This window comes from Anaerobiospirillum sp. NML120511 (genome assembly GCF_023050955.1).
Classification (GTDB): domain Bacteria; phylum Pseudomonadota; class Gammaproteobacteria; order Enterobacterales; family Succinivibrionaceae; genus Anaerobiospirillum.
The window spans coordinates 1-22,539 of the sequence record NZ_JALKIK010000059.1; the positions used below are offsets into that span (position 1 = coordinate 1).

The following is a 22,539-nucleotide window of genomic DNA, read 5'->3' on the forward strand; positions in this document are numbered from 1 at the left end:
AGGAAGGCCACCGGGCAGCAAGACTACAAGGGTATATGTCTAACTCTTGACTAAGAATTATGTACATATTTACATGGATCTATTAATTAGAGAGCTTTTTATAGTTCAAAACTCTGGGAAAGTTTTAATAAAGTTCAAACTACTTTGAATCTTGCTTTTTGTCTGAACGATAAAGCTTAAAAATATCGGCTTCGTTTGGAGTGCTTCCATGTGAGGTCATGGTCATTATTGCTTTTTCAACCCCGTGCAACTTGCACTTTTTTCATGGATATTGGTAATTTATTTAAATAATTTCACTTTTTTCTACCAATATGGCCTTTAAACCATAACTGCTTTATCCAGGGCAGAAAAAGCGTTTTCAGAACTTCCTGAGAATAGCTGACAGGGGCTGATAATCATTTACTACCAGAAATAAAAATAAAGGACCAAAAGAAAGTGCTTTATGACAAAGTGCGTGTTAATCGTATTTAGAGCTTTGATATTTGTCCAACGTTAGCTTTGGCTTACTGAAGTTTGTCTGAACTTTTGCATGATCTGCGTCACATAAATGAGGATAGAAGAGATTCAAAAAATGACTTTCATTTATTCCCAATACAATGTTAAAAAATTACCAAATTGCCTGATGATAATTTGAATCAATATGTATTTAATCAATTTCCAAAATAAAGACTAAATTGAGTCACAGATCACATTTTATTCTGTAAATTTCACCATGTTAAGGCAGGGAATTTCACTCAACTGTATTTGGTACATTTGGGCATTTTTTGACCGTGAACTGACACTCAGACCTGAGTTGCCATGTAAGCACTCTCCCGACCTTGTTTGTGCAGGCTATTCATACAGTGTGCACGGACCCGCCGCAATGGTAAAAGCTGTGCTGTTGTATAAACAGGAAAAATAAGCCTGTTTACAACGTCCATTTTATGGGTCTGAAAACGACAATGTGCGTGAACACAGCACAGAGTACAGGTGGGCATATAACTGACAGAACCTGCTGAACTGGTATTTAACGCAGGTCCTTTTTCGTTTTACATTTGTTGATTGACTTTACATTGATATCATCTTGTATACAGGTAAAGCCCCATGGGCGGGCATATCCGGCATATGGCTGTTTGACCGCAAAGCACATAATTAGCAAATTAAGAGCTGACCCAAGGCAGGTTAAATTTTGTGCAAATACCAGTAAGGTAGTGACCGCCACTGCACATACTCTTAATATGGCTGCCAGTGCCCACAAACCATCCCATACACCAGGTCACACAAGGTCCCGGTACTGCTCTGCCATACAGGGGCGCTGCCAGCGCAGCCAGTCCCGCCAGCACCGGCTGGACGCCCCGGCATCATTCACAATAGACCTGCCCACATGCACCTGCCTCATAAGGCTTAAACCTTACTGACAGGGAGCATCTTCTTCCATCATGAGCCAGCCTGACAGACAGGATCTCCGCTCTTCATGAGCCTGCCTGACACGCAGGATCTCCGCTCTCCATGAGCCTGCCTGACAGGCAGCAGCTTCGCTCTTCTTGAGCCGGCCGCACAGCCGTGAGCTCCGCCCATAACCGGACGGCTTACTCAGGGGCTTAGCCAATAACATGACGACTGCCTCAGGGGCGGCGTATCCTGTTAGAGTCATGCATGACGTTCTGCCAGTGTCTGGCTGGGGTCGGATCCATCGAGCACTGCCCTGGCGCTTGCATTAGGCTGCCATGACTTGTCCAGGCATTAATGAGTATGCTGTCAGTAATGAATTTCTACGCGTACTGGCAGCCACATTTATGTAAAGGATATGGCTTAAGAGCCTGAGGTGTTATTTGAACTCAGTAAGGCATGCCGGCAGCATTCATATAATGGCAAATGACAATCTTTGACTGAATGTAGTCAGGGATCTCACTTTGGAGCTGTGCTCACTGGTCTGACACCGTAATCATTTGTTAGGATAAGCCGCAGACTGATTGACCTCAGAGCGCATGGTAGCCATGACACATGGTTCATTGTGCGTGGCAGCTGTCTCATATTGCATGGTGAACAGCACACGGCCATAGTGCATAGAGCCCGGTTCATTGTGAGCAGCACATAGCCATGGTGCATGATGCCCGGCATGGTGCCCGGTGTATTGAGAACTGCACTTGCTGTAAAGGCAGACTCGTGCTCCAATGAGGCTGGCCTGTCTGGTCATTATTAACTTGTACTTTTTCAGACGAAAGACGACGGCTGTGTATGATGCTGCGCTTTACTGATGAAGCTTATATGTCTGCAGACTTACTTGAGCAGGAGCAGTCGGCCCTGTAATTTCATGATGCTATAAGCATCATGCAGGATGCATGGTATGCAGTCTATTTCTCACAGCAGCTTGCGGCAGGTGTTGGGCTGTGCCGGGCTTTGCATGGATGAGCATAGCAGGTGGCCGTTATTGAGCTGCTTTTGTTACTGTGAAAGTATGTTGTTGCCTCATAAAGTCATAACAACAGGCATCAGGCTTAACAGAGGCAGTCGAATTTGCCATAAGGTGGCCATAGTGTGGGGCACCTGAGCAGTGGCCATGGTGTTGACCACTGCTGAATCAATGGCATATGCCACTGAGGCTGTCACAATGTGTACCCAGGCAGCGGCCATGGTGTGCCCAGGCGGCCTCCATGGGGTGCCCAGGCTGCGGCTACGGACACAGTATGTGAAAGCAGGACAGTCTGGTTGTAATTTTGCGAGGCGGTTATTGAGTGTGCCGCCCTCAATGCATTGCAGGCTGCTCTGTGTTGCTTTCGGTGTGAGGTAAATTACAGACACACTCTGCAGGCATACACTGCCTGAGCAGATGAGCAACAGGGCTTAATTATCAGGAAGGTTGTGTGTTATTTGAGGAAAGGAGCTGAGGATGCAGGAGATATTTTTAAAAGAGCTCAAGGAACATGGTGACATCTCGTTCCCTTTTGCCTTTTATCATGTAAACAGTTCTCATCCGCGCTACGTGATGGAAACTCACTGGCATGATGAGTGTGAAATCTGCCGTGTCCTTGATGGCGAGCTGCATGTGACCATTGATGGCAAGAGCTACACCGGCCGTGGCAAAAACGGCAACGGTGATATTTTCATATTTAATCCGGGATCCGTACACTCAGCCGAGCCTGTCAACTGTGTCTATGAATGTATGGTATTTGATCTGAACTTCCTGCTGCGTGAGCGTTCGCTGTCCAATACCTTCCTTTATTCCATTCTTTACGATCAGCGCAAGTTCACTCCCTATATCCCTTACAGCAATGATGATGCTGATGGTGAGGAGAGTATTTTCCAGTCGGTAAACAAGCTATTTGCTGTCATCAGGGAGCAGAAAAATGGCTATGAACTTAAGACCTTTGGTCTGATGTACTATCTGCTGGGCATTTTTGAGCACCGCAATCTCTTTTTCATGCCGGACAAGACTGGAGATGGCGTTTCCCGTGTGGTGAAAATGCGTCTTGCTCTTTCCTACATTCATCGCAATTACAAGAAGCACATAAGCCTTAAGGAGCTTTCTGATCTGCTGGAACTTACTCCTCCATCTGTTGTGCGCCTGTTCAGGGATATTATTAACCGCAAGCCTATGGAATACATCAATTCATACCGCATTCAGTGTGCCATGGAGCTGCTCAAGGATCCCAAGCAGAGCGTAACAGCGGTGGCTTTTGAGTGCGGCTTTTCTGATGTTTCCTATTTCACCAAGGTATTTAAGAAGTTTGCCCGCCAGACTCCGCGCGATTTCATACGCGGTATTCCTGTTGATTACAGCGACCTTGCTGAGAGCCGTGCTGCCCTCACAGGCGATACAGCTGATGATGACTTTGGAGATGCTGTCACTGTCCGCTGATCTCAAATCCCCGGCTCAGCATCTTACGTAAACCTTGTGCATGACGCACCCGCATCTGCACCCGCATCCGCACACAGTTCGGCCTTCTCTTATACACGCCCGTTGAGCAGCCGCCCACGCATGTCGTTCTGCCATGTGCATGCATGCCCGGCCGGCTGCTCACTCGTACTGCTCAGCTGCGTGCATGCATGCCCGGCCGGCTGCTAACACGTACTGCTCAGCTACGTGCATGCATGCATGCCCGGCCGGCTGCTCACTCGTACTGGTCAGCTACGTGCATGCATGCCCGGCCGGCTGCTCACTCGTACTGCTCAGCTGCGTGTATGCATGCCCGGCTGGCAGCTAACTCGTACTGCTCAGCTATGTGCATGCATGTCAAGCTGCTCCACTCATACTTCCCATCCTTCTCTTACTCATAACCTCTGAGCAGCTTCCTTTGTATGCGGCCAAAGAATATGATGCCTGATATTTGCTTTACAAAACCTGGGCAATTACCGGTAAGGTATCAGTCATCACTTACTGTCTCGCCTGAGTTAATTCTCAGCAGGGCATGCTTACCGCAGTGCCCTGTCGCTGGATGGGATGTAGCCTCATGTCTCTTCCATCAGATGTGAAGCGTCAGCAAATCCTGGCCTTTGAGGTCATGGTATTAATTTCTGCGCCATATCCTCATTAACCTGCCTTTACACTGCCCTTCCGTGCCCGCTTTCACTGTAGCTGGATCTTACTGTTAATATGCACTGCCTTTACGTACTTGATTAGGAGGCATATGACAGGCAGCTTATACATTACATATTCTGAAACCTGTAATTGTGATGCTGGCTTTGAAGTTGCTATGCTTTACATAATATTATGAATAGAATAATGTGGGTTGCATTTCTGTTTATTTTGTAAAGTGTTTATTGTGAATTGTGAAAGGTGTGAGGGAAACAGGACCTGTGGTAAAGACAGTCACTGGACTGGTACACAGTGCAGGTGGAGTACGAGTACCGGTGTTGCCTAAGTATGGGGATCAGGATGGCGATGTGGGCAGGACTGTGGGGGTACTGGGCCGGGATGTGTAAATTGCAGGGAGGTGTGCAGGGAAGGGAAGTTTACAGTGCAGGCCAGGGGCTGCTACAGCTGTAGCGGCAATATGAGATTGCGGCAGAATTTTGATGGCAGCTGTAGCAGTTGTCTGTTATGAGGGACGGATGTCAGGGGCAGTGGCTTTACTTGAGTTTATACTCAAAGTGCTGATAGTCCTTGGCAGACCTCCAGTTGCCGCCCCAGACAAAGCCCTCTTCTGTAAAGAGCTTGTAGGCCAGGTCGTGCTGGTCGATTTTATAAGGAATGTCAGTGCGGTCCTTACGGTCAAAAGCCCATTGCTGTGCCGTCTCAGGGGCAATAATCCATGAGTCTTCTTTTATCTTTTTGACATAAGGATTGTAAAGAGGGTTGATATCAATAGCCAGGCCCATACCATGCTTTGAAACTTTGTTTGGGGAATGGGTCATGAAGCGGAAGTTAAATGATGAGCTGTTGTTAGCCTGCATGGACAGCTCGTCATTGCCTCCAAAATCATCTATCAGCACCATGCGTTCAATGCGGTAGCCTGCCACATAAAGCTTTTTAAAGATGCGCAGCACCTTGTCTGCAATAGCTGCATTTACCACCATCTCACCGCGCTGTGTTTGTCCCATGGCATTGCGGTGGATCATCTTGAGATAGCGCAGCTCACTGCGCTCAAGAGTGCAGTTTTCCTTCCATGACCTGGTCCACATGCGCACAAAGGTCTCATCTGAGACAGGCTCAGCGCGAAACCATGCATCAAGGCCAAGAAGCTCAATATCAGCATCACTGACAATGGTCTGAGCTTTCCATGGGGAAGTGGCCGGATCCATCAGAGGAGCTGCATACTGGGCTCCATTGCTCACAGCTGCGGGTGCAGCTGCAGCCTCAGCAGGCTGGCTCCACAGGGCAGCTACGCCTGCAGGCAGGGCAACCAGCGACATGCTGGCGGCATAAATAAAACCGGACAGTAAAAGTTTTGCTCTCACTTTTCTCTCATCTCCACGAAAATCTCACAGCAACATCAATATTACCTGCAACCTTGCAGGATCAGTCATTCTCTAATTGTATCAGCATATCAATTGCTGAACCTTAAATAACTCAATCTGCATGCCAATACAGACTGTCATCACATGGCAACAGCCCTTGCCATCGCTATGGCGCATGCCCTGTATGGTACTGGACCTGCCAGGAGGGTTCTGGACTTGCCCGGTCTGGCAAGTCAAGGCCAGTCAGGAACATGTTGTGTTTGACTGTTCCTTGCCAGCCTGTATTGGCCTCGTTGCCATGTTCACCGGCACGGGCTTAATGAAGTCGCGTGGTCATGACTCTTTGGCCATCGCATTATTCAAGGGGCCTGAGACTGCAGCTGCGGCATTTGCACTGAGGCTGTAGCTCAGGCAGTCATCCTGGGCCGTGGCTGCGGCATTTGCTCTGAGAATGAGGTTGTTGGCAGTCATCCTGGGGCGTCGTGGCTGCAGGCAGTAGCCCTGAGACTGCGGCTGCAGGCAGTAGCCCTGAGACTGCGGCTGCAGGCAGTAGCCCCGATACTGCGGCTGCACGCTGTCGCCTTGTGATTGAGGGGGTGTGGCAGCAATAGCAACATCTGGTGCAGCTATCTGGTAAAGCGGCAAGCGCCTGTTATGGCAATGTATCTTTACAGGATAAGGGGGAGGACTGGTTGAGGCATGTTGCAAAGACATGCAATGCAGGTGCAGGTCAGCCTTGGTGGCAGTCAATGGACTGGCACTTGTCGGAATATTATCGAGGGCAAAGAGGCAGTGCGGCAAATTAAAGTACCTCAGGTGGCGATTGCATGGGCCTTGTCTTGAGATAAGCATGGGCTGCAAAAATGAAATTTAACCTGTATTAATGCCCATGATACATGCATAATGACATGTTAATACTATCGCAGAAAATGACACTTCATCAGGTATGCCATTGGTTGGCTCTGCCTTACCATGTCTGTTTGTCTGTAAAGATGCATGGTGGCGCTGGTCCTGTGGCCCCTGTCATGATGATCTGCTATTGACTGCCCTGTACGCTGCTGCTGGTATGCATTGCCTGTACTGGGCTGCTCGATGCACGGCCTGAGTGGATAAGCTGCATGCAGTGCATGCCTTGCACACAGATCAGGCCTGTCTGGATACCCCATGGATCCATGGGCGTGAACTGATTGCGATGGCTGATTGTTAATTGTAAACGTATGTCCTTAACAGACTTTCAGCAATGATCTGGTACTGTTTTCATCTGTTCTGGTCTGTTTTTATCTGATTTTTTAAGGGGTCTATTATGAGTGTCTGTCCTGGAAGTTATCCAGATGCCGGTATGCCGAAAGATGCGCTGTTCAAAAATGGCAGTGATGAAGTTCATATTCTGTATGAGCATGGTGACAGACGTACTCCTGTCTGTGTGGGCCATAAAAGTGGTAAGGGTCTGATAAGGCCGGAGCTTGCACTGCGCACACTGAGCCCATCGGTGTGGGTGAAATATTATGGCGATTATGGCGCATATTCCCGTGAGCAGGCTACTGGACCTCTGCTTTATACAGTCCGTCATGAGCTCTTTGCCGATCTTTATGCTGATCTCTGTAAAAGTCTGGGGCAGGAGCAGGCTCACTGTCTTATGGATACATCACTGCGCCTGTTCGGCGATTACTTCGGTGCATCGGGCATTAATATCTTTGATGATGTCGATGCTCAGTCGCCAGCCATGTTGCTGTCGGTCATGAGACATGACAGCAGCTGGTATTTCAGGAACATGGCAGATTTTTCCATTGAGCAATTTAATGATCTGTCAGGTGCATGGTCCAGGCGTCTTTATGACTATGCCTGCTCTTTCTGCAGACAGGACATGGAGCTGGGCAAAATTGGCTGGCTTGATGTAAGTTCACCTGATAATGTCTGGTTGACGGTAAGAGCTGTACCTAATCAGGAAAGGCCAACCAGCTTTGAAGAGGAAATAATGTGCGATGAGTCTGACCTTGAGACTTACACAGTATCAGTTCAGGCTGTACATGCAGGAAGTGGTCTTGTTATCTGCTCGATGACCGATCAGGAGCAGCCAGCAAGGAGCACGATTATTGAGCGCATGGTGGAGACCCTGAAGGAACAGTCAATAACCGTACACGGAGCTGTCTGTATTAATGGTATGGCAGCCGATCTGGTGGATCATCTCATCAGTATTGACATCCCATGTATGGGCATTATGGAGAAGTACAAGGCATCATTTAATAACTTTATTGACTACATCTCCGATCTGGAGATGGCGCAGCCGGCTACTATATTTGACTATGATCATGAATGCGCTTTTGAAAAGCTCACAGGATACAGGGCTTCAAAGTACAGGGGGGCGGGCGGTGGCGCACTTGAATACCACGGTATGATTGACATGGATGTGTCAAACATCGAGCGCTCCATGAGTATGATCAAGAACAGGACCAATGTTACTGCAACTATCTACACTGAAAATCTGTCCCGTGATCCTTATGGCAAAAGGGAGTCACCTTATGATAACAATCTGACAGGTGATGAGTTCCCAATGCCTGTCCACGTAACCTGTGATCATGAGGTTATTGTCAGCTTTAAGGGCATGGAAAAGAGTTTTCTTAAGGAGGGTGCACAGGTAGCACGTAAGGTGCGTTTCCTTGATAACTCAATCTCCACCTTCATGGCCGGTCTTCATGGCAATATCACCTGCAAAAATCCCGAGTTTATCAACTCATTTGCAGGCCTGTCGCGCAGCGTGGTCAGCGCATCCCTGGCAGCAGCATGGATTTTCAATATCTTCTTTACCAGGGATTTTTCAACCAGAACCATAGCATGGAACTACGGAAGAATGGCTAATCTTATGGGCGTTCGCTGTGGACTTGATTGTGACTATGGCGACGGCTCATATGGACAATTAAAATACCGCCGCTTGTCATTGGATAAGACCCTTCCATGGTATCTGAGGATAACTGATCAGGACGGAGCAGCAATGGCTGACAGGTGCCTTATGATCAGTGCCTGCTTTGAGCCTGTTGTATCCCGTGTTCCACTCAAAGGATTATGCAATTTTGACGCACTGACTCCGGCATGGGTAGAGCTTGTCAGCATGAAAGCTGATGACCCTCAGGTGGACGACAGGATGAGGTCATTTGTCGAGGATTTCATTGCTCTGATTTCCGGCTGCGAGGCCACAAAGCCATATGCAGGTGAAATTATTGATGAGATTCGAAGCGCCTTTGCCACTTTTATGGAGCACAGGATATTTAACAGTAAGCCTGAACAGACTAAGGATATCTTTGCCCGCAAAACAGGTCAGGGTGTAGTCACAGACCCTGAAGACATGGGAGAAATGGGCGGTCTTGATCTTATGTTCAGATCGCTTATGGTAAAGGATGATACCAGGCAGGAGTTTATTGATGTCATTCCTGCAGGATTTAAAGCTGCAAGGACTGAGCTGTTCAGGCGTCCTGTTTTTAAAGACATGAACTTTAAGATGTCCGTGGACCCTGTTGATGAAAATATATCTGACAGAGTCGAGGTCTCGGATTTTGGAAAGGGTTTACTCAATTTGCTTAATGAGGCGTTCAAAGGTCCGGAATATTTCAAGAACATGTTTGGTGATGTCGACCCTGAGGCTTTAAAAGCCGCCAAATCAAAACAAAAGCAAATGTCAGAAATGATATCCAGAGGGGGTGACGAAAAGAGCTTGCATGAGATTGAGATTCCAGCTCAGGCCTATGCAGATCCTGTATCAGGTCTGGTGTATTCAGGACAGCCTGTCACCATTACCATAGCCCCAAAGCGCGTGCCTAAGAGCAAGCGCAAAAAGCAGCAGGGACAGAAAAATGAGGCTCGTACCCAGACCCGCATGAGTGGCATTGTCATTGGCAAGGTCACAACTCAGGGCAGAATGATGCCTAATCTCGAAATGAAAAAGGCCATGCCTGAGGTATGGGATGAAATGGTTAAAAATGCTGACTCAAGCAAGGCCTGATGCGTCCTGAAATCAGTTGCAACTGCTGACAGTTTTGACCTGAGACGGCTGTCTTTATGGCCTTCATGTCTGAAGTGACCATCATATCGGGCCTGCGTAATGGATGCTCGCTGTTACACAGTCAACGTGACTGAGGTTGCCGGTACCTGCAGACAGCCGTATTTGAGTATACTTACATCCCTCTTATGGACTGGCTGATACCACTGCCAGCAGCCGGGCTGATGACAGTAATGGTCGTGGCATTGTCAGTTATGGGGCCAGGCATCTGTGCTGCAGCCATTATGGCTGTCATGAAGCATGCAGCCGTGGTGCGGCCAGGATGCCCGCTGTGCAGTCATGAATCAGGGCAGAGGCTATGCAGCTGTGATGGCCTCCGTGGGCAGATATGATGCGGTTATTAGGTCAGGCATCTGTGCGGCAGTGATGCAGCTGTGATGGCCACCGTGGACAGATATGATGCGGTCAAGATGGCCCTCATGGTTCAGCCGGGAGGGCAACAAGAATGCAACCGTAATGACCTCCGTGAGCAGGTGGTCTTATTAAATGCCGCAGTTTTTAAAGTTTTTAATTTCAAAATGGAAGAGTTATGGGACAGAACCACCTCGTTTTTTATCCTTTTGCCAATGGGCCTGAAAGGTGTATACATGAGGCCGGCAGCACAACTATGTTTGTAATGAGCCGCACAGGAGAAAAAAACTCCTGGGGTAAGTACAAGCTCAAACGTACTGATGTGGGAAAAGTTAACAGGCATGGTGTTTTTCGGCCATTTTATGATGCCCGTATTATGTGCCCTGATATCTGGGTGCACAGCTATGGCGAGTACTCCTGTTTTGGACCGGAAAAGGCCATAGGCCCGCTGATGTTTATGACCGGGCATGAGCTTTTTGCCGATCTGCACAGTGATCTGGTAAAGGCCTTTGGTGTCTCCAGGGCTCTTGCCATGGAAAGCATGGCTCTGCGCGTTATTGGTGATATGCACGCCTGCAGGGAACTGCCACTGAAGCGTTTACATGGTACTGTTGCCGCCCCTCATGTAATGCTGATGAGCGCCTTTGTCAGCCAGCATAATATGGGCGTTGAGCATTTAAAAGCTGATGATATGGAAAGCCTTAACGCACTGTCATGCTCATGGACCTCAAAGATCTATGAGTGGGCCTGCAGTCACAGTCGTGATGATGATACCGGCAAGCTGATGGACTGCCCTGATCCTGACAGTGTCTGGATCACTGTACGTCTTAAGCTCAACAGTGAATCAACAATTGACAATTCGCGTCTTAATTTCATGCCTGAGCAAATGATGCAGAGGCCAAGTCACATAGTTGAAGCTGTGCATGCCGGTACTGGTACTGTCATATGCGTTATGGGTGACAACAGTAAGCCTGCAAAGAGCCGGACTGTACACAGGATGGTCGAGCATCTTAAGGGTCTTGGTATCAGGGTTAAAGGTGCAATCCTGCTCAATGGTTCCATTGCAGGATGGATAAACAATTTCAGGGATGCCGGGCTCAGATGGGCAGGTCTTGGTGAAAGGAAGACGTCAGCATGGAGCGGCATGCTCAATGAGGCCATGTCTGTCATTAATGATCCGAAAAAGTGCCCTGATATCCCTCCTGCAGGATTGCTTGTGCATATTGGTGAAAACCATCTGCCAGGAGGAGCCGGAACCACCGCATTACATGCCTTTTATGATGAGCACGCCTTTTCACGCGGTTTTGCTCTGGCACAGCGCAGAAACTCAATGATGGAGCGCTGCAGTTTTGTCAATGAGCATGACCTTGCTGATGATCTGAAGCGCTATGTCTGCAAATATACTGCCGTTGCAGTCAAATCTTCAGACAGTAAGGACAAAGTTCGGAAAAAGGCTATGAAAAAAGCAGGTATGAAGGAGACGTCTCAATCTGCCCCATCTGGTGATAATGTCGGATTCCCGATGGATCCATATTTGAACTTTGAACTTGCTGTCTGCAGCAAAGGAGAGGACCTGGAATTTCTCAGAGAGGCTGTTCATGTTGGTCGCAGGGTACGCTTTGATGAGGATGCTGTTTTTGAGCTTGCTGGTGCTGTTCATGGAGAGACTGCTGACAATGAGGAAGGTTTTGATCTGACTCAGCTGTTCTCTCCAGTGGAGCTGCAGTCTCTGATTCTGGTCAATCAGCTGATCAATGTCTTTTTCGCGACCTCTTTCCGTACAGAGTCACTGTCATGGAATTATGAGCGTATTGCTGCTCTCATGGGAGTAAGACTGGCAGAAAACAGGGATGAGGATGAGGGTATCTTTGAGCTGCGCTGCTTTGAGCCTGTGGACAAGTGGCCTGCATATCTTGGTTTTGACAGGGCAGATGCTGAGGCTTTACAGTCTCGCTGCAATGCTTTGCGCGCCTGCCTTGACCAGATTGTAAGTAATTGTCCTGTAAGAAGTATCAAGTGTGTTGACCAGATAGACAGATTATGGAGTGAACTTGTCTGCAAGCCTCTGAACAGCCCTGACAATGATGCTCTTACTTCGGCTTTTGTAGATGATCTTATTAAGATTGTCCAGGAGGCAAAGGGCGGTATTATTGACAGGTCAAGAATCAACAGTGTTTCTGTCAAATTAATGCAGGACTTTACTGGTGAGAGCTATCAAAGGATGGCACGCAGTTCCTACAGCTGTAACCTGGTAAGGCAGAAAGAGGAGCTTACAGTTAAACCGGCTGTAGTAGATCTTTCTCGTGGCGGCTACAGTTCAATGACTGTGGATCTGACTCCGGATGAAAATGGCAAGGACAGGCCGGGACAGGAAAATCTCGACCGCCGTGTATTTAACTGGGTACGAGATGAGTGTGCCATGCTCGATAAACATGGAAACTGGCTGCTCAACCCTGACAGGGATTACAAAGACTACAGGTTTGATGCTGTCGACGACGACGATGATGATGAAGACTACTGGTTCCGTGAAGTCCTGGAAGATGACGATGGAGAATTATGGTCTGACAGTGATGAAGACTATGAAGAGGATGACGGAATCTGGTCTTTTGACGATGACGATGACGACGACGATGATGATGATGCAGCTTTTTATAAAGAGTGTTTCGGTGAATACGGTCGTACGTTCATTGAACACAAAGTGAAGATGGCACGTCTGGCCTTAGCCTTGAGGCTGTATCGCAAAATGCTCAGACAGGGCAGGATAAGTCAGGAGCAGTACGACGAGCATGTTAATTTTCTTATGTCACGGGTCGCCACAGACATAAAAGAAATCAGGGAAATCCATGATCTTTTCATGAGCCGTAAGGCGATCAGTTTTCAGAATTCTGTACGCAAGTATGGTGAAAAAGGCGACAAGGTGCCATATCTCAGGGATATTGCTGTTCCTGAGTCTGCATGGGTTAATAAAAAGACAGGTATTGTCTATGATCGCAAGCCTGACAATAATCCTGTTCAAAGCAGTCAGCGTATGCCACGCCATATGCGCAGGAATAAGGGCAGAAGCGAGGCAGCTGCAGCCGCTGCAGCCGCTGCCGCAGCAGCTGCAGTCAACGGCGCAAAGGCTGTAGCCATTGGCAGAATTACCTCTGATGGCATGATGAGGCCTTATCCTGAGCTTAAGAGCGCCATGCCTGACGTCTGGAGTGCAGCATGGGGGCCAAAGTTACCACAATGGAAATTTGATGAGCTCTACAACGTTGGTATGTTTTTGCATGCTATAGCCAACCCGGTTATAACAGATGTATTCCTGAACATGTTCAAGCGTGATTCGCCAGATGCAGCACTCAGTATTTTTGACATGGCTCTGGACATGTACACAAGAGGTATTATCTCCTCCTCGCCTGCAACTGTATCGTCTATGCAGCAGCAGATTATGTGCTTTAACATGGTTCCATGCGCTCAGGAGGACCTGGTCAGAAACCTTGGCAAGTTCGATCTTCCTTCCTGTATGTTTTTCCTGGAATGCAGTCTGCCTAATGCTCTTGCTTTAATCAAACATACAGCTGATTTTGCTGATATTGAGGAGCCTGAGGTATGGATTACAGTGCATGCTCTTAAAATTCCTTCCTCATCCGGTAAATATGGGGCTGAACGCATCTGTCACTGCGTAATGGCATTTTATGGACCAACTGCTACTCCTTTAAACCTCATTATTCTCGATGACAGATTCACTGCTGAAGAGGCTGTTCAGCAGATGATCAGGTTTATGCATATCCACCATGTTAAGCTCAAGGGTATTATTATGGGCGCTGGAGTAAAGTTCGGCGCTGTTAAGATCGCATCCTGGTCAGCTGCAAATATACGCATGGTTCAGATGTGCAGTACTGATGATGAACTTCACTCCATGCTGTGCTCAAAGCTGGGCAAAAAGAGCTGGAAGGCATCACAGGAAAATGATGGCGACATGGGTGCTGTAAGCTGCATGAGTAACAATATCAGTAACTCCTTCAGCTTCTCGCGCGCTGCTCTGGCAGTAAGTGAGTATCAGGTAAACCGCGATCTGCCTCATCTGTCTGAAATCAGCCGCAGCTGTGCAATCAAAGGGGCTGGTCAGGAGAATATTTTTGAGGGCCATGACCTCAATGACCTCAATGATCGTATTGCGCTTTTTGGTGAAAGCTTCTTGTTTACCGGCAGGCCTGACCGCAAGATTCTCCAGGAGATCGGACGCTGTGCTGCAGTTGCTGCTGACATGCTTGGATCTACTGTCACCTTTGACCAGGGGTATGTACGCCATAAGGTGCCTGAGGTACTTAAGGGTGAGATGAGTTCTTTCAATCCTGACAACAATTTCAAGTCAGCAGCTGGTGTTCTTCTGGCTTCATACTGGAGCAGGTTAATAGCAGTTCGTGATTATCTGACAACAGACAGCTTTCCGGGAGGAAGAACCATAGAGGCTCTGAGGAATATTAATCTCAGGATAATCAGGGATGAAAATGGCAGGGTCAGTGAGATAGCTCCAGCAGGCACCCGTAGTGAGCTTGATCGTGACTATGGAGATTACTTCAGCCTTATTGCAGATGATCTTGATCTCATTTGCCATGCTCTGAGCAAGTTCTTTAGCGCTTTGGAAAGCTTCTGTGCAAACAGGCCATGCAGCAGCCTGATTGTCTCTGATGCTGTCAGCTATCTAATGCAATATCTTGGATATCATGAATTCAGCAGCTTTATCATGCCATCATGTGATTTTTTTGACAAAGACCTTGATGTGCTGGCTGAAAATGCAGTATTGGCAATGGATATGGCAAGAGCAATTGAAGAAGCCAGACTGTAAAGCCTGCTCACTGACAATGTCTTCATCAGGCTGCAGATAACAGCAGTGACAGCCTGCAGCCTGCAGCCTGCAGGCAGTCGTCTGCTGCCACATGCAAAATGCCAGCATTTTTATCAGCAGCTGGCTCACAAGTGGCGTTGATCATCAGTTAACGCTGTTTGAAAAGATATGAGGTCCATGCCCAAAGGTATGGGCCTCTGTTTTTTTACATGCACTGCATACTGTGCCCGGCACGGATCCGAAGCGGCATATGCGCTGTTGATGTTACTGAGGCTGGAGCCAGCTGTCCCGGGCAGTGGAGTTTACCAGAGGGATACAGCTGCGCCGAAGGTGGAGCGGGACCTTTCCTGCCGCAATTGCAGGGTGAGGTATCTGAGCTGATGCCGGCGGCAGGACCTTCCCGGCAGCATTTGCAAGGTGATGTAGCTGATATGAATGTGGAGCTGACCTACCCAGCAGCCATTGCAGGGTGAGGTATCTGAGCTGATGCCATCGGCGGAAGCGTTCATTTAGGCGAGAGATGTTGCCATGGCAGGGCCGTTGATGCTGCAATGGCAGGGGCGGTGATGCTGCCATGGCATAAGCTTTAGTGGGGGCTGGTGCTATACCGGTACAGTTGCGTGATGAGCGCCGTCGCTATTAAGGCGGGCTCAGGCAGTGACTGAGCGCGCGCTGTCGTTATTACAGGGGATAAGGCCATGGCTGTGCAGTAGCGGGGGATGCAAGGGTTTGCACAAAAAACATGCTGTTCGCAAAAGTGTGAGCTTTATCGGTATGTTTTTCAGATAAACAGTTGCAGTCCTGTCATACAGGCTGGCAATATACGGACAACATGCTGGCAAACGGCCAGTGCAGCCAGCCTGAGTCTGAGCAATGACTCTAGCGGCTGGTGACATCAGCCTGATATGGCCGCAGGCGCCCTGGGTTATGCCATGGCGTTTGCTGGCTTGCGGTGAAGAGCATGTTGGTATGTTTATGCGGCTGCAGAGCTGGCGTGATCATGGCAAATCAGTTAACCAGGACATTATTATGGACCAGAGCAACGTCAATTGGCCTGAAATGGGCTTTCCACCAAATTCTTTTCAGAGCAGAGAGTCTCATAAGATTTACAGTTCTGTAAAAAGAGATAAGAATGTTGATTTTGTCATGACCGGCGAAGTCAGCAGCCTCAATACCGTTACTCCTAATCTTGCAATGCGCCAGGTACGTCCGGTTCAATGGGCTCAGTACTGCGGTGAGTACAGTGCTTATGCTCCTGAGCTTAGCATTGGCCCTCTCATGCACATTGCCCGTCATGAGCTTTTTGACCTCATTCGCTCCGAGCTTGAGGAAACATTGGGATACGAGTGCAGCTGCGCAGTTCTTGATACTGTAGTGCGCTTGTGTTCAGACTATTACTGCGGCCTGCAGGAGCCTCTCAAGGACCCTAATGAGCAGATTTCATCAGCACTGCTCTTCAGTTTATGGCGCCATTCAAACAGCTGGTATACAGACAGACTTGCTGCTGTGAATTTCAGCAAAGTAAATGAGCTTTTCAAGTCATTGACCCTCAGGCTTTATGAAAGCGCCTGCAATATGGATTTCATTACTGAGAACGCAAGGCAGTTCTACCAGATCGAAGTAGCCGAGCCTGACAGCGTCTGGCTGACTGTGCGCGTGATGGCAAATAAGGAAAGTGTCAGCAAGGAGATAGGGGCTGGCGCTTTCAGAATGAACTTCAGTAAAGCCATCAACATTATTCAGGCAGTACATGCCAGAACCGGCATGGTTATATGTTCTCTTTCAGAGCAAGTAAATCCGGAAAAGAGCTCTCTGCTCAAAGAGATGAAACAGCATATGAATGCATGTGGCATCAGGGTCAGAGGTGTGATATCCCTCAACGGCATTCTTGATCAGTGGATCCCTGAGATAGAAAAAGAAGGTTTTATCTGGGCAGGACTGTGTGAGCGCATGAGTGATATCATGCAATTAGTCAATGACTTTCTTGAAGATGAGAGCATTGATCATGGATCAGAGCCTGCGCTGACCAATCTTAAATCTTTCCCTCTCAAATGGGACCAAAGTCGTGTCATGCAGTTAAAGGCTTTTACCCATTACTCATTCATGGATGTCTTCACTGAGATTAAAGGTGAAAGCGAAACAAGTCTCTCTGATCTTACAAATAACAGGAAAGATACAATCCCGCCCGATCTGGCAGCTTTATTAATGCCAATAGACAGCTCCCTGTTTGGAGAAAGAAGTTTTACCGATTTTACCCTGGGCGCTTCTGATGGTGTAGCCTTACCGCTTAACAGTATTGACAGCACCATGCTTAAGGAAATGGTTCTGATTGCACGCATTGCAAGATATGAGCAGAACACAGCAGCTGAAATGATGTGTATGCTTGCCGGATTTAAGGACGTCTATCCTGGCGACAGGCAATCCATTTCATTGATGTTGTCTCCTGCACTGGTAATGGCCTCCCAGCTTGTTGCCGTACTGTTTAACATCTTCTTCACCAGACGCTTTTCTACCGGTTATCCTCTATGGAACCTCAGTTCCATGGCGGTACTTCATGGTTTGAGAATGGGTAACAGGGATAAAGACAGAGCGCCCCGCTTTGAACGTCGTCGCTTCAGCTGTAACAGGCCTGTACCTGAATTTCTTGGTATCAGTGACCAGATGTGTGGCGCCCTGGTAGACCGCTGTAATGCAGCCCGCGTTTGTATGGAATCATTTATCAGGTTCCAGCCGCTCATCAGGATCAGCGATGTGCCTGAACTGAGCCGAGCATGGACAGACATGATAAGTGCTCCTTACACCGGCCGGGATAATAAAGACCTTTTAGACAGCTTTATTAAAACCTTTACAGATACAGTCTGCTCAGAGAGTGGAGCTTTGCATGCAGGTTTGGACAACGTGCAGGCCATGCAGCTTCAGGACATGGTTAATCTTGCCCATAAGAGCATGAGTGCCAAAACAAGTGCCGAGTATGCCAATGCCAGGGCCGAGGTTGTTTACCATAATGAATATGGTAAAACAGCCAGGGGTGTTGAGATGCTCAATAATCTTATAAAAGGATTTGCAAGGGCACAGGGCAATGAGTACATGAGCACTGAAGATCATCTCAATAAATTTATTGACAGCAAATTTCTCAGACTGCGCTGTACCTGTACTGATGTCTTTACCAGACTGACAGCACAGGGCGAAACCTCAATTCTTAATTTGAGTAACGTCAAGCCTGAAAGTAAGCATGCTTATGCACTCCCTGTCCTTGCTGATGGAAATCAGGGCTCTGATGTCAGTGACAGCACCATGGCAACTGACAGTAAGGACCATATCATCAATTTTCCTGCAGATTATGATGATTATGACCGCAGCGATGACGATGAGTCGTATGATGATGACTACGATGAGGACGACGACTACGAGGACGATGACGACTACGACGACTACGACGACGATGATGATGAGGACGATGACATTTACAGGGACTATGGCTTATATGGGCCAGGTAATGTCCGCTATGGTGATGAAGATGATCTGATGCCTTATTTTAATGATGTTAAGATCCCTGAAAAGGCATGGGTGGATAAGAAAACAGGCAAGGTATACAGTCGCAAGCCTGTTACCAGTGTTTCAACCGGGCGCGTGTCAAGACGCATGCGTAAGAAGAGCCACACTCAGATTAATCAGGAAAGCAACACCGTTAATGGCAAGCTTATAGGACATGTCACTGATGATGGCAGGATGCGCCCATACCCTGAATTCAAAACAGAGTTCCCTGAATACTGGGAAGAGTGCGTCAATGAGATTGGTACTTTTGATTTCTCTGAGCCGTCCAGTTTTGGTACCTTTATTTTTGCAGCCTGTCACCCTGTCATTCGTGAGTTCAGCGCAATGATGGACAGATATACACCTGATATCAGCGCTCTTGGAGACGTTTTACTTGATTGTGCTGTAAATTACTATGCCAGAGGTATGGAGCTTTCGCCTGAGGATATCAGCGAAAGTTCAAGGCGTGCCTTTGCTTTTATACCTGCTCCTGTCGGGGCAGATTTCATCATAATGGCTGTCAGCTGCATACGCAGCGAGATTCTTAATCCATATCGTGACATGCTGCAGCCGCTTATTACTGATTATGTAAAGGATATCTGTGTACATAATGGTGACAGACAGGCCGGGGCATGGATCTCTGTCAACAAAATCAGCGGTACTTACAACATCTTTGACGATGATGATGACGGTTACAGGTTCAAAGCTTTTTACTGTGTAATGGGTTTTGCAGAGAGTTATGCAGCGCCCCTGAACTATGTTCTGGTCGAGGGCAGTAAAACTCTCAAAGAGGCTGTGAACCTTATGAAGGTCCGTCTTGAGGCAGACAAAGTCAAGGTCAAAGGCGTAATTATTGGCAGTGACATCAATGCTGATATGCAGTCTTTTGGCGAGCTTGAGGACATGGGGCTGCGCTGGATTCATATGTGCTCTCTTAACAAGAGCACTCACCGTGAAATCTGTAATGAGCTTGGTAAGGAGCTCATCAGGGAGTCTGACAGAATTGATGGCCAGAGGGTTGCTGTTACCTGTGCCAGAGCTGTGAATGTTAACGGTGTTGCGTACACCAGAGCTGCCCTGACTGGAAGCGCTAAGTTCATCAGAAAGAGCGTTGAATTAGAGAAAGTCAGGCATGCCATGACCAGCAAGGATGCTGATAACGGGTACGACCGGAATAAAGTAGATTCTTACAGTATTACAGTTTATGGTGAGAGCATGATGTACAAGGGCAGGTTCACTAAAGCTGAACTGACCGGCATTGGCAATATTGCTTCCACCCTTGCTGACATGCTGGCCATGACCAGAACCTTTGATCTGGGATACACTCGTCACCAGGCTCCTGACTCTGTTGAAAATGCACCAGTGTTATTTAATTCTCTCAATCATCCTGATGTTGCCCGGAACCTGCTTTTCATAGCATATCTTGGAACAGTACTGTCACTGCGTGAATACAGAGTGGATCCGTTTATCAAAGAGGTGGGCCGCCATAATGCTTTATGTGGCATGCAGTTTAAAATCTCGAAGTCCAATGATGGCTATCATTTTAGACTTACCGGTTTTGAGCATGTCAGAGAGGTTCTGGAAAAGCTTGGTATCAGCAATGAAGAGCTGGATCTGTTCAAGGAAAAGTACGGTCAGTTCCTTGAGTATGTTGACCTCATGAGACTGGAGCGTCCGATTAGTGATGTTTCTATGGTGCTTTTGAAGAAATTCAGGTTATCTGCCCTGGGGATCGATGGCAAAGGGCCATGTATGTTCAGCTCTGCTGAAACACTCAGTACTTCTTCTTTCCGTTTTTATGCAGCTGGGGCAGCACAGGCGATGTTGACAGGATCCGCTGCAGACTGCGATGTCACTTTACCTAATGGCGGATTTACCAGTAAGAAAATGCTCATTATTGGCCTCAAAGCAAGGCGTCAGTACCTTGATTTGAAGCCACAGGCAAATACATTTACAGGTGAAGCAGATGCTATTTGTTCATTATTTGGTTTAAGCGAGAATGTCAAAAAGTATATTGAAGTAATAAGGATGTGCAGCATGGCCATGAAAAACAGGTAATCTGCCCCTGCAAGTCTTTCCAGGCCAGGCCATAACAATGTCAGTCAATGACCAATGCCTGGCATAACAATGCCAGTCAATGCTGCGCAGGGCACAGCCCTACAGGGCAGCGCATGGCAATGCCGGGCAAAGCAATGCCAGTCAATGCTGCGCAGGGCACAGCCCGACAGGGCAGCGCGTGGCAATGCCGGGCATAGCAATGCCTGGCGGGACAGCGCAGGGCAATGCCTGTTAAGGACAGGTACTGACGTACAGGGAGATTACCCATTGAAAATGCCGTTCCTGCAGTCCTTGGACTGTCAGTAGCGGCATTTTTCTGTCCGGCCTGTGCTGCCTGCAGCTGGGCATACAGCTGCCTGCCTGTCAGACAGCCTGTCAGGGACCAGTCAGGCAGCCTGTCATGCTGTCTGTCTGTATGATGTCATGCATGCATGCGTGCATACACGAATAAGTAAGAGTCCTGCTGTATGATGTCATGCATGCGTGCATACACGAATAAGTAAGAGTCCTGATGTATCCTGCGTGCAAGGTTCATGGTGCAGTATGCACGGTGTTGAATAATGTCCAGATATGGACAACAAAAAATGTCTTTGATATAAATAATTTTATAAAGCGATAATAGAGTTTATAAATCTGTTTGAAGAGTGATTTCTGTAAATGATTGATAAGGCCAATTACTATGGTGAACTGTGCAGCAAAATGTATGATCTGCTGCATCCTGAGGCTCCGGAAGATGAGCTGGCTTTTTACATGTCATATGCAGGTGATGATACGAAGATCCTGGAGTGCATGTGTGGCAGCGGCCGTTTTCTGGTACCTATGCTCAAAAAGGGCTATGACATTACAGGCATGGATGCTTCAGCTGAAATGCTGTCGCGTCTGCTGATAAAGGCGCCACAGGCCTGCGTAATAGAAAGCACTATTCAGGAGTTCGAGACTGACAGTAAGTATGACTTAATCATGATTACTTCAGGTTCAGTTTCTCTGATAACCGATAAGGAGCTGTGCGTGGATGTCCTGGCAAATCTCAGGACTATGCTGACTGCTGGCGGTGTGCTGGTCTTTGCTGTGGATACAGTGGCAAGCATAGAGGAATATATTTGCCATTACGAGCCACGTGAAAAGGTTACAACTGAAGAGGGCTACGATTTAATACTTAAGACCAAGACCTGGTATGAGGAGAAGACTCAGACTCAGATGCTCCCTTCAGTCTATCTGGTTGAGAAAAACGGGCAACTCCTGCATATTGAGACCATGGACTACCGTCTGCACCTGTACAGATTCGGTGAAATGGAGCAGATGCTTAAAGAGGCAGGCTTTAAATCTGTTAAAACCTTCTCCTCATTTGACCGCACCCCTGCCTCCAGTGACAATGATCCTATGTTCATTTTCGAGTGCCGCGCATAGCCCGTCCCCGGGCTTGCGCCTCCTGCATCTGTCACCAGGGCCGGCATACCTGCAGTGCATTATGCCTCCCGCAGGGGGCGCTGCCACTGCTCAGCCGCTGGGAATTGCGCTTACTGCAATTGTCACCATGACCGGCGTCCTTAGTGCATGCCAGCCAGCATGCCATAAGCATCAGACATTCACTGTCTCATTGGTTGGGCTGGGCTGGGCTTTAATGAAGTCAGGCAGGGGCGGGGTTAGTAGTGCAGGAGTCAAAAACAAACAGGGCCACCCGTCTGTTAAGGACTGGTGGCCCTGTATTTGTGTGCTCGGCATGAGCATTATCTTGAGGGTTAAAGTCCCTTACGCACCCGCTAGTGGGAAGCGTTAGCTGAAAGCAAGGTACAGTGTGGTGACACCTGTGCTGAAAGAAGCTGGTTGTGAGCTA

Annotated in this window: 7 protein-coding genes; 6 read left to right on the forward strand and 1 reads right to left on the reverse strand. The window is 48.0% G+C overall.

The window, feature by feature from the left end; genetic code table 11:
- Nucleotides 1-2,869: 2,869 nt before the first annotated feature.
- On the forward strand, nt 2,870-3,838 hold the full coding sequence (locus MXE39_RS11830) for an AraC family transcriptional regulator (protein WP_246978937.1): 969 nt from the start codon (nt 2,870-2,872) through the stop codon (nt 3,836-3,838).
- 1,211 nt (nt 3,839-5,049) lie between these two features.
- Here the strand turns inward: MXE39_RS11830 and MXE39_RS11835 are convergent.
- Nucleotides 5,050-5,832 (reverse strand): M15 family metallopeptidase, encoded by a 783-nt coding sequence (locus tag MXE39_RS11835; protein ID WP_247074155.1) that lies wholly within the window; start codon nt 5,830-5,832, stop codon nt 5,050-5,052.
- 1,384 nt (nt 5,833-7,216) lie between these two features.
- Here MXE39_RS11835 and MXE39_RS11840 point away from each other — a divergent pair.
- The 5 genes from MXE39_RS11840 (at nt 7,217) to MXE39_RS11860 (ending at nt 22,112) form a co-directional block, all read left to right on the forward strand.
- Nucleotides 7,217-9,871 carry a hypothetical protein gene (locus tag MXE39_RS11840; RefSeq protein WP_246978935.1) on the forward strand — a complete coding sequence of 885 codons (2,655 nt, stop codon included), beginning with the start codon at nt 7,217-7,219 and terminating at the stop codon, nt 9,869-9,871.
- Between the two features lie 443 nt (nt 9,872-10,314).
- Entirely contained in the window at nt 10,315-10,545 is a 231-nt protein-coding gene (locus MXE39_RS11845) for a hypothetical protein (RefSeq protein WP_247074157.1), read from the forward strand.
- Complete coding sequence (locus tag MXE39_RS11850; RefSeq protein WP_247074159.1) at nt 10,545-15,113, forward strand: hypothetical protein; 4,569 nt, start codon at nt 10,545-10,547, stop codon at nt 15,111-15,113. Before MXE39_RS11845 ends, MXE39_RS11850 begins: the two co-directional genes overlap by 1 nt.
- A gap of 1,029 nt (nt 15,114-16,142) precedes the next feature.
- Nucleotides 16,143-20,705, forward strand: coding sequence for a hypothetical protein (locus tag MXE39_RS11855; protein WP_246978933.1), 4,563 nt, complete (start codon nt 16,143-16,145; stop codon nt 20,703-20,705).
- A 657-nt stretch (nt 20,706-21,362) separates the two neighbouring features.
- Nucleotides 21,363-22,112, forward strand: a complete 750-nt coding sequence (locus MXE39_RS11860; protein WP_246978932.1) for a class I SAM-dependent methyltransferase — start codon at nt 21,363-21,365, stop codon at nt 22,110-22,112.
- The last annotated feature ends 427 nt before the right edge of the window (nt 22,113-22,539 follow it).